Source organism: Streptomyces sp. NPDC057654, assembly GCF_042800135.1.
Lineage (GTDB): Bacteria > Actinomycetota > Actinomycetes > Streptomycetales > Streptomycetaceae > Streptomyces.
The window spans coordinates 1-3,967 of sequence record NZ_JBHVHQ010000798.1 but is presented as its reverse complement, the minus strand read 5'-3'; the positions used below and the strand labels follow the sequence as shown (position 1 = coordinate 3,967).

4 protein-coding genes are annotated in these 3,967 nt (G+C 73.3%); 1 reads left to right on the top strand and 3 read right to left on the bottom strand.

Annotated features, from left to right (window positions below; all coding sequences use genetic code 11):
• Positions 1-503, bottom strand: a 503-nt coding sequence (locus ACFU99_RS36080) for a LysR family transcriptional regulator (RefSeq protein ID WP_384400581.1), incomplete at its 3' end; no start/stop codon positions are given.
• A gap of 70 nt (positions 504-573) precedes the next feature.
• Here ACFU99_RS36080 and ACFU99_RS36075 point away from each other — a divergent pair.
• The gene (locus ACFU99_RS36075; RefSeq protein ID WP_384400578.1) at positions 574-1,689 is read left to right on the top strand and encodes a TDT family transporter; all 1,116 of its coding nucleotides are present in this window, start codon (positions 574-576) and stop codon (positions 1,687-1,689) included.
• Here ACFU99_RS36075 and ACFU99_RS36070 read toward each other — a convergent pair.
• Together ACFU99_RS36070 and ACFU99_RS36065 are read right to left on the bottom strand one after the other, a co-directional pair.
• On the bottom strand, positions 1,658-2,398 hold the full coding sequence (locus ACFU99_RS36070; protein ID WP_384400575.1) for a helical backbone metal receptor: 741 nt from the start codon (positions 2,396-2,398) through the stop codon (positions 1,658-1,660). The genes ACFU99_RS36075 and ACFU99_RS36070 overlap by 32 nt on opposite strands.
• Positions 2,399-2,467: 69 nt before the next feature.
• A complete protein-coding gene (locus tag ACFU99_RS36065; protein ID WP_384400572.1) occupies positions 2,468-3,214 on the bottom strand; it encodes an IclR family transcriptional regulator in 747 nt (248 codons plus the stop codon).
• Positions 3,215-3,967 lie beyond the last annotated feature (753 nt).

Below are 3,967 nucleotides of genomic sequence, written 5' to 3'. Positions count from 1 at the left end.
AGGGAGACGGCGGTGTCCGGGCGGCTGCCGCGCAGCGCGATCAGCCAGCCCGGCAGCAGGTATTCGGCGATGGTCATGCTGGCGGCCACCCGCAGCCGCGAGTCGCGCCGCCCGCGCAGCGCCTGCGCGCCCACGTCGAACGCCTCGGCGGCCTCCACGATGCGCCGCGCCCAGTCGGTGACGAGCGCCCCGGACGGGGTGAGGGTGGAGCCGCGCGGCGAGCGCTCCACGAGGGAGACGCCGAGCATCCGCTCCATGGAGCGGATGCGGCTGCTGGCGGCGGGCTGGGTGACGCCGAGTTCGCGGGCGGCGCGGCCGAGGCTGCCGAGGCGGGCAACGGCGAGGAGCAGTTGCAGCGCGGCGAGGTCGGGCACCCGGTGCGCGAGGAGGCCGGTGCGGGGATGCGGACCGGCGGCGCCCTGCCCCGCCCCGCCGTCTGTTTCAGTGCCCTGCCCGGTCTCTCGACCGGCGTCCTGCCCGGTGTCCGCCTGCCCGTCGCCCATAAAGGCAGTTTATGCCCTCATAGAGAGAAGATCCCTGGTGAGCGGCGCCGGGGCGGAGGATGTTGGTGACATGACCACTATCGCGCAGCCGCGCTCCCGCCCCCTTGCAGAGAACCGCCCCCGCGGGTCCGTCCGCATGCTCGGACCCAACTGGTACGCGTCGGTGATGGGGACGGCGATCGTCGCGAACGCGGGCGCCGTCCTGCCGGTCCACTTCTGGGGGCTGCGGACGGCGTACCAGGTCGTCTGGGCGCTGGGCGCGGTGCTGCTGGTCGTGCTGTTCGTCGCGCGCGGCGCGCACTGGGCGCGCCACGCCGACCAGGCCCGCAAGCACCTCCTCGACCCGGCCGTCGCGCCGTTCTACGGCTGTCTGTCGATGGGGATGCTGGCCGTCGGCGCGGGCAGCCTGTCGGTGGGCTCGGACGTCATCGGCGTCTCGGCGGGCGTCGCCGTCGACACGGTGCTGTGGATCGCGGGCACCGCCATCGGGCTCGTCGCCGCGTCCGCCATCCCGTATCTGATGGTGACCCGGCACCAGGTCGACGCGGGCACGGCCTCGCCGGTGTGGATCCTGCCGGTGGTCGCGCCCATGGTGTCCGCGGCCTGCGGCCCGGCCCTGATCGCCCATCTGCCGGCCGGCCAGTGGCGGGAGACGCTGCTGCTGGGCTGCTACGCGCTGTTCGGGCTGTCCCTGCTCGCCACCTTCATCATGCTGCCGGTGATCTTCTCGCGCCTCGTCCACCAGGGTGCGCTGCCGGTGGCGCTGACGCCGACGATGTTCCTGGTGCTCGGTCCGCTGGGCCAGTCGACGACCGCGGTCAACAACCTCGCCGACGCGGCGCACGGCGCGATCGACGGCACGTACGCGCACGCCATGCTGCCCTTCGCGGTGCTGTACGGCGTGCCGGTGATGGGGTTCGCGCTGCTGTGGCTGGCGATCGCCACGGCGACGGTGGTCCGCGCGTTCCGCAACGGCATGAAGTTCTCGATGACCTGGTGGGGCTTCACCTTCCCCATCGGCACCTGTGTGACGGGCGCGGCCGGGCTGGCCAAGCACACCGGGCTGGACTTCTACAACTGGCTGGCGGTGGCGCTGTTCGTCGTGCTGGTCGTGGCGTGGCTGGTGGCGGGGGTGCGGACGCTGCGCGGGGTGCTCAGCGGCGCGCTGCTCGCAGTGCCGCGCTGAGGACGGCGGGCGCCTCGGCCAGCGAGGGCCCGTACCAGGTGAGATGACGACCGCTGACGAGGGCGACGGGCCGGGCCGGGAAGGCTTCGGGCCCGTCGTCCTTCGTGAAGCGGTACGGCTCGTCGGGGAGGACGACGAGGTCCGGGGCGGCGGCGCGCAGCTCCTCGACGGGGACGCGCGGGTACCGCTCGGCGTGGTGCGCGTAGGCGTTGTCGACGCCGAGCCGGGCCAGTATGTCGCCCGCGAAGGTGTCGCGGCCGAGCACCATCCAGGGCCGCCGCCAGATGGGCACGGCCGCCCGCAGTCGGATGGGCGTGCTGACCGGGTCCCACCAGGCGGCTTCCGCGCGGTCCAGCCACGGCGGCCGGTCCAGCCCGCAGCCGTCCACGAGGACCCGCTCCAGCTCGCTGAACGCCTGCTCCAGGGTGCGTACTTCGGTGACCATGACGCGCAGGCCCGCGGCGCGCAGCGCGGCCAGGTCCGGCTCCCGGTTCTCCTCCTCGTTGGCGATGACGAGGTCGGGGGCGAGCGCGGCGATCCGGCCGGTGTCGGGGTTCTTCGTGCCGCCGACACGGGTCACGTCGAGCCCGGCGGGGTGGCTGCACCAGTCGGTGGCCCCGACGAGGAGGCCGGGGTCGGTGGCGGCCACGGCTTCGGTGAGCGAGGGCACGAGGGACACCACGCGCCGTGCGGCAGTGCGACGGGTCATCGGCCCAGCGTATGGCCCGCCCCGCCGCACGGTCTGCCCCCAGTGCCACCGGTTCGGAGCGCCGTACGGTCAGCGGTTGCGCAGCGCCGTGCTCACGGTCTGGCCGGCCTGGGTCAGGGGCTCCGCGAGGCGCGCGAGCTGCCCCGCCGAGCCCGTCACGGCGCAGACGGACGCCACGACGACGTCGTCCGCGCCGAACAGCGGGACCGCCGCGCAGAACACGCCCGGCATGATCTCCTCGTGGTCGAAGGCGATGCCCTTGTCCCTGATGGCGGCGGCGGTACGGGCCCAGGAGCTCGGCAGCGGGCCCGGCGGCAGGCCGGGCCGGGTGCCGGCGACGAGCACCTTGCCCGCGGCCGTCGACCATGGGTACATCGCGCCGGGCCGCTGCGGCGCCAGCTCGTCGGCCCGCCCGCCGATCCCGGCGACGACCATGGTGCGGCCCTCGCGCAGCACGCACAGGCCCACGGTCGCGCCCGTGGTGTCGGCGAGGTGCCGTACGGGCGCGCGGGCCGCGCCGAGCAGGGCGGGGTGGGGCTGCCAGCGCCTGCCGAGGCGGAAGATGCGCGAGCCCATGCGGTAGCGGTCGCGGACCCGTTCGACGGCCCCGAGCTCGACGAGCTGCGACAGCAGCCGGTGGGCGGTGGCCTTCGGCAGGCCGCTGTCGTTGGCCAGCCGGGTCAGCCCGGCCTCCCCCGCCCGTTCCACCGCTTCCAGCAGGGAGAACGCGCCTTCCAGAACTCCGCGTCCCCCGGCGGTTGTCCTCATGGCCGGCCGCTCCAGTTCGGAGAGTCGGCCGGTGCTGCTGAACGACAAGGTTCTCTCCCCCCGTGCGCGCCCGCCTGCTCACGGCGGTGGCACGCGTCAATACCACTGAATTGGCCTCCGGCGGCCGACGCCAGCCCGAAACCGGCCAATGACCTGTGTGGCGGGCGGCCCCGGGAGCGGTGCGTGGTGCGCTCCCGGGCCCGCGCGCGGTGCCGTCGTTGTGCCCCGGCCGCGGCGAGCGCCCCCGCGCCCGTGGCGGCCGGGCGTCATATCCCGGCGAACGGTGTGTCCCTGTCGGGAAATACGGCCCCGACGGTCCCGACACCGGTTCGCCTATTTCTCGCGTCCGGCACTTGTCCCCCTTTTTAACGGTCAGTCGCTTTCCGCTCATGACGCACCGGACCCGGCCGGAGCCGACCGGAGCGGACCGGAACCGGCCGGACAAGCCCGTACAGGACTCGTACCAGCTCGTACCGGCCCCCGTACGGGAAGGTGGGTCGAATGCTTTCCCGGCGGCCGTTCAACGGCCCTGAGTGCCTGGGTTCCGGCTGCGAAAGCGGTGCCCGCCGCGGCCGTTCCGCGCCGCCTTCATCATTTCGCAACCTTCTTCAACTGGGTCGATATTCCGCGAGGCGCTCGCCGCGCACAAGGCCGGTTCCACTGAGCGGACCCTTTATCGGGGAATGCGCATCATTCCGCCTTCACCTGTCAAGCGGCCTTTGCGAATTCATAGTTGAAAGTTTACCGGCCTCGATCTGGTGTACAGGGGCGCGGCCGGAAGGAGAATCTCCCGGAGAACGC

Coding starts and splice junctions, on each gene's coding strand:
- ACFU99_RS36075 (WP_384400578.1), top strand. CDS start 574: ATGACCACTATCGCGCAGCCGCGCTCCCGCCCCCTTGCAGAGAACCGC.
- ACFU99_RS36070 (WP_384400575.1), bottom strand. CDS start 2,398: ATGACCCGTCGCACTGCCGCACGGCGCGTGGTGTCCCTCGTGCCCTCG.